Source organism: Haloparvum sedimenti (assembly GCF_001462205.1).
Lineage (GTDB): Archaea > Halobacteriota > Halobacteria > Halobacteriales > Haloferacaceae > Haloparvum > Haloparvum sedimenti.
Genome location: NZ_LKIR01000089.1, coordinates 50,166 through 53,891 on the forward strand (window position 1 = coordinate 50,166; position 3,726 = coordinate 53,891).

A 3,726-nucleotide genomic window follows, 5' to 3' on the forward strand; every position below is an offset into this window, starting at 1 on the left:
GAAGTCGCGGGGCGCGTCGCGTACGACGACGTCTCCTTCGGCTACACCGAGACCCCCCTCGAAGACCCCGCGGACGCCGACGAGTACGTGGTCGACGGCGTCTCCTTCGAGGCGGAGCCGGGCGAGACGGTCGCGCTCGTCGGCCCCACCGGCGCGGGCAAGTCCACACTCCTCAAACTCCTGCTCCGGCTCTACGACGTGACCGAGGGCGAGATCAGGGTCGACGGCCACGACATCCGGGACGTGACGCTGGAGAGCCTCCGCTCCTCGGTGGGCTACGTCTCGCAGGACACCTACCTCTTCGACGGCACCATCGCCGAGAACATCAGGTACGGCCGGTTCGCGGGCGTCGACCACGACGTGGAGAGCGAGGAACTCCGCGAGCGGGTGATCGAGGCGGCGAAGGCAGCAGAGGCGCACGCCTTCATCGACGCGCTCCCGGAGGGGTACGACACCCGGATCGGCGAGCGCGGCGTGAAGCTCTCCGGCGGCCAGCGCCAGCGCATCGCCATCGCGCGCACCGTGTTGCAGGACCCCGCCATCCTCGTGCTCGACGAGGCGACCTCCGCGGTCGACACGGAGACGGAGATGCTGATCCAGCGCTCGCTGGACCGCCTCTCCGAGGAGCGCACGACCTTCGCCATCGCGCACCGCCTCTCGACGATCCGCGACGCGGACACCATCCTCGTGATGGAGGACGGCGCGGTCGTCGAGCACGGCACGCACGAGGACCTGATCGACGCGGACGGCCTCTACGCCAAACTCTGGGGCGTACAGGCCGGCGAGATCGAGGGACTCCCCGAGGAGTTCGTCGAGAAGGCCCGCGAGCGGCACGTCGACCGCGGGTACGGGAACGACGACTGAGTCGGCCCCCTCTCGGTCGAGGACGGAGGTGGCCCTACTCGCTCGGCACGCGCTCCAGCGCCTCCTCCACCAGTCGCACCGCGGTCGCGCCGTCGCGGCGGCCGACCACGACCGTCAGCGCCTCGGCGGCGACGCCCGCGGCCGCGACCGGGACCTCGGCGGTCCCGAGTCGAGTCAGCACCGCGGCGAGCGCGGGCGCGTCCACCTCGCCGCGCGCGACGATGGCGGTGTGGTCGCCGTCCTCGACCACTGCGGCGGCGCCCACGCGCAGGACTGGGGCGGTCCCGCTCTCGGCCGCGTCCGGCTCTTCCTCGATCCCCACGCCGCCGTGCATCGAGACGCTCGCGCGTCGGCCCTCGACCGAGCGCGCGGGTAAGTCCTCCGCGAACCGACGGAGCGCGGTCGCGACCGCCTCGGGTTCGCCCTCCAGGGCGGCGCCCGCGACCAGCCACTCCGCGGCGGCGGTGTAGTTGACGACACCCGCGCGCAGCGCCGCGGTCAGGAACGGTCGCGCGCGAGCGGCCTCGCGCGTCTCGGCTGCGAGCGACATGCGCGGAGACTCGGCGGGATAGCTCTTGGTCGTTTCGCCGCCGTACGTGTCGGCGGTTCTCTCGGTCCCCTACTCCGAGCGCAAGTTTTGACGCGGCGATGCGTCTGCTGTCGATCCTGCTGCTTGGAACAGCAACGTCCAGAAAGCCCCGCACAGCACGGCGACCGCACCGCCGCCTCACCCCTCCCCACCCTCGCCACGGAGACGGCCGCGCGGACGGCACCGCACCGCGGCGCGGCCGTCTCCGTAGGCTCCCTCGCGCGCGTTTCTCGCGCGCGCCGACAGCACGGCACCGCGAGCGCATCGGCATCCCAACGCCAGGGCTCGGAGTCCAAAAGCACCACCTCGAGCGTCGGTGAAAGGCGAGGGATGGCCGAATCGCTTCGGGAGTGACTGTCCCCCCGCCTATCGCGCGAGCAGGCCGGACTCGCGCGTCGTCGCGACCAGCGCCACGAGGCCGGCGGCGCCGACGGCGCGCGTCGCCACGTCCGTCGTCACCGTGTAGAGGGCCACGTCGAGACCCGCCAGTCCGGCGAGGGTGCCGGCGGGCGTCAACAGGAGCGCCGGCGCCATGAGCAGCACCGAGACGACGCCGAAGCCGACGCGGGCGCCGGTCGGAACTTCGTCGTCGAGGTAGCCGATGATGGTGACGCTGAGCGCCCACACGCCGGCGAACATCCCGACGATGGGGATCACCACCTCGGGGACGAAGAAGCCGACGTCGAGCACGTCCGAGACGCCGATGACGCGGATCCCCTCCTCACCCCGACGCAGGAGCAGGATTCCGGGTGAGAGCACGAACGCGAAGGGGACGAGCACCTTGTTCAGCGACAGCAGGAAGGCGATCTTCCCGGTCGCCCACTCGTCGGCCTTCGCGACGCCCGCGGCGGCGTAGGCGGCCACGGCGACCGGCGGCGTCACGTCGGCCATCAGCCCGAAGTAGAGCACGAACAGGTGCGCCGCTAAAAGCGGGATGCCCAGCCCCTCCAGCGCGCTCCCGAGCGTCGCGATCAGCAGGATGTACATCACCGTCGTCGGCATGCCGAGTCCCAGAATGAGCGCCGAGATCCCGGCGATGATCAGGAGCAGGATCAGCGACCCGCCCGAGAGCGTCGTGATCAGCGACGTGAGGTTCGGGCCGAGTCCCGAGACGCTGATGACGCCAGGGATGACGCCCGCGGCCGCGACGGCGACGACCACGGTGGTCGCCGTCCGCGCGCCCGACTCCATCGAGGTGACGACGAACGCGCCCATGCGGTAGGCCTGATTGTCCGCGAGCGCGGGACGCCCGACCGCCTCGGCGACCGTCTCGGCGTTGTCGTCGACCGACTCGTCCAGCTCCAGTAGCGCCGACTCGCTCGCGGGCCGGAGCAGGAGGATCGCCATGGAGACGAGGACCGTTATCGGCCCGAGCGACCCCGCGGCGGCCTCTAGCGCGGCGACCGGGGCGAGCGCGGCGGCCGACTCGCCGCCGACCAGCGCCGAGACGCTCACGCCCGTGGTCGCGTACGCGGCCGTCTGCGCGAGGAACGCGGCCGCGACGCCGCCGACGAGCCACGGCCGGTTCCGGCGGTTGTACGCCGCGACGAAGGTGATCAGCGCGATTATCGCGAGGATCGTGTACCAGCCGGACCGCCCTACCGAGAGCCGGACGATCACGAGGAAGTACAGCAACAGGCCGATGGGGACGAGGTAGAACCAGCCGCGGGCGATCAGCGACCGGACCCGCGGGAGGTCCTCGCGCTCCAGCCCGCCGATGTCGTGGCGCGCGGCCTCGAGGTGGACCATGATCCACATCCCGAAGAAGAAGGCGATGGCGGGCACCGCCGCGGCGACGATCACGTCGTTGTAGGGCGTCCCGGTGTACTCGACGATGAGGAACGCGGCCGCGCCCATCACCGGCGGCAGGATCTGGCCGCCGGAGGAGGCCGACGACTCGACCGCGCCCGCGAACTCCGGCGAGTAGCCCGAGCGCTTCATCAGCGGGATGGTGAACGCGCCGGTCGTCACCGTGTTGGCGATGGACGAGCCGGAGAGCATCCCCATGAAGCCGGAGGCGACGACGGAGGCCTTCGCGGGGCCGCCGCGGCGCGCGCCCGTCAGCGCGTACGCGAAGTCGATGAACCACTTGCCCGCGCCGGAGGTCTCCAGGAACGCCCCGAAGAGGATGAAGATGTAGATGAACCGCACGGAGACGGAGACGGGGATGCCGAACACGCCCTGGTCCGTGAACCAGAGGTCCCGCAGGATGCTCGACAGCGCCAGCTCCGGGATGGCGAAGATGCCCACGAGGGGAAGCCCGCGCGGGATGT

At 71.4% G+C, this 3,726-nt stretch carries 3 protein-coding genes; 1 reads left to right on the plus strand and 2 read right to left on the minus strand.

Annotated elements, in window-relative coordinates; genetic code table 11:
• Positions 1-864, plus strand: an 864-nt coding sequence (locus AN233_RS05725) for an ABC transporter ATP-binding protein (protein ID WP_125919986.1), incomplete at its 5' end; no start/stop codon positions are given.
• Positions 865-898: 34 nt separating this feature from the next.
• Here the strand turns inward: AN233_RS05725 and AN233_RS05730 are convergent.
• On the minus strand, positions 899-1,414 hold the full coding sequence (locus AN233_RS05730) for a DUF7523 family protein (protein ID WP_058365868.1): 516 nt from the start codon (positions 1,412-1,414) through the stop codon (positions 899-901).
• Between the two features lie 405 nt (positions 1,415-1,819).
• A partial coding sequence (locus tag AN233_RS05735) for a TRAP transporter permease (RefSeq protein WP_218055058.1) occupies positions 1,820-3,726 on the minus strand: 1,907 nt, incomplete at its 5' end.

What these genes read in the sequence shown, in the direction of transcription:
- AN233_RS05730 (WP_058365868.1), bottom strand. Translation starts at nt 1,414, where the DNA reads ATGTCGCTCGCAGCCGAGACGCGCGAGGCCGCTCGCGCGCGACCGTTC.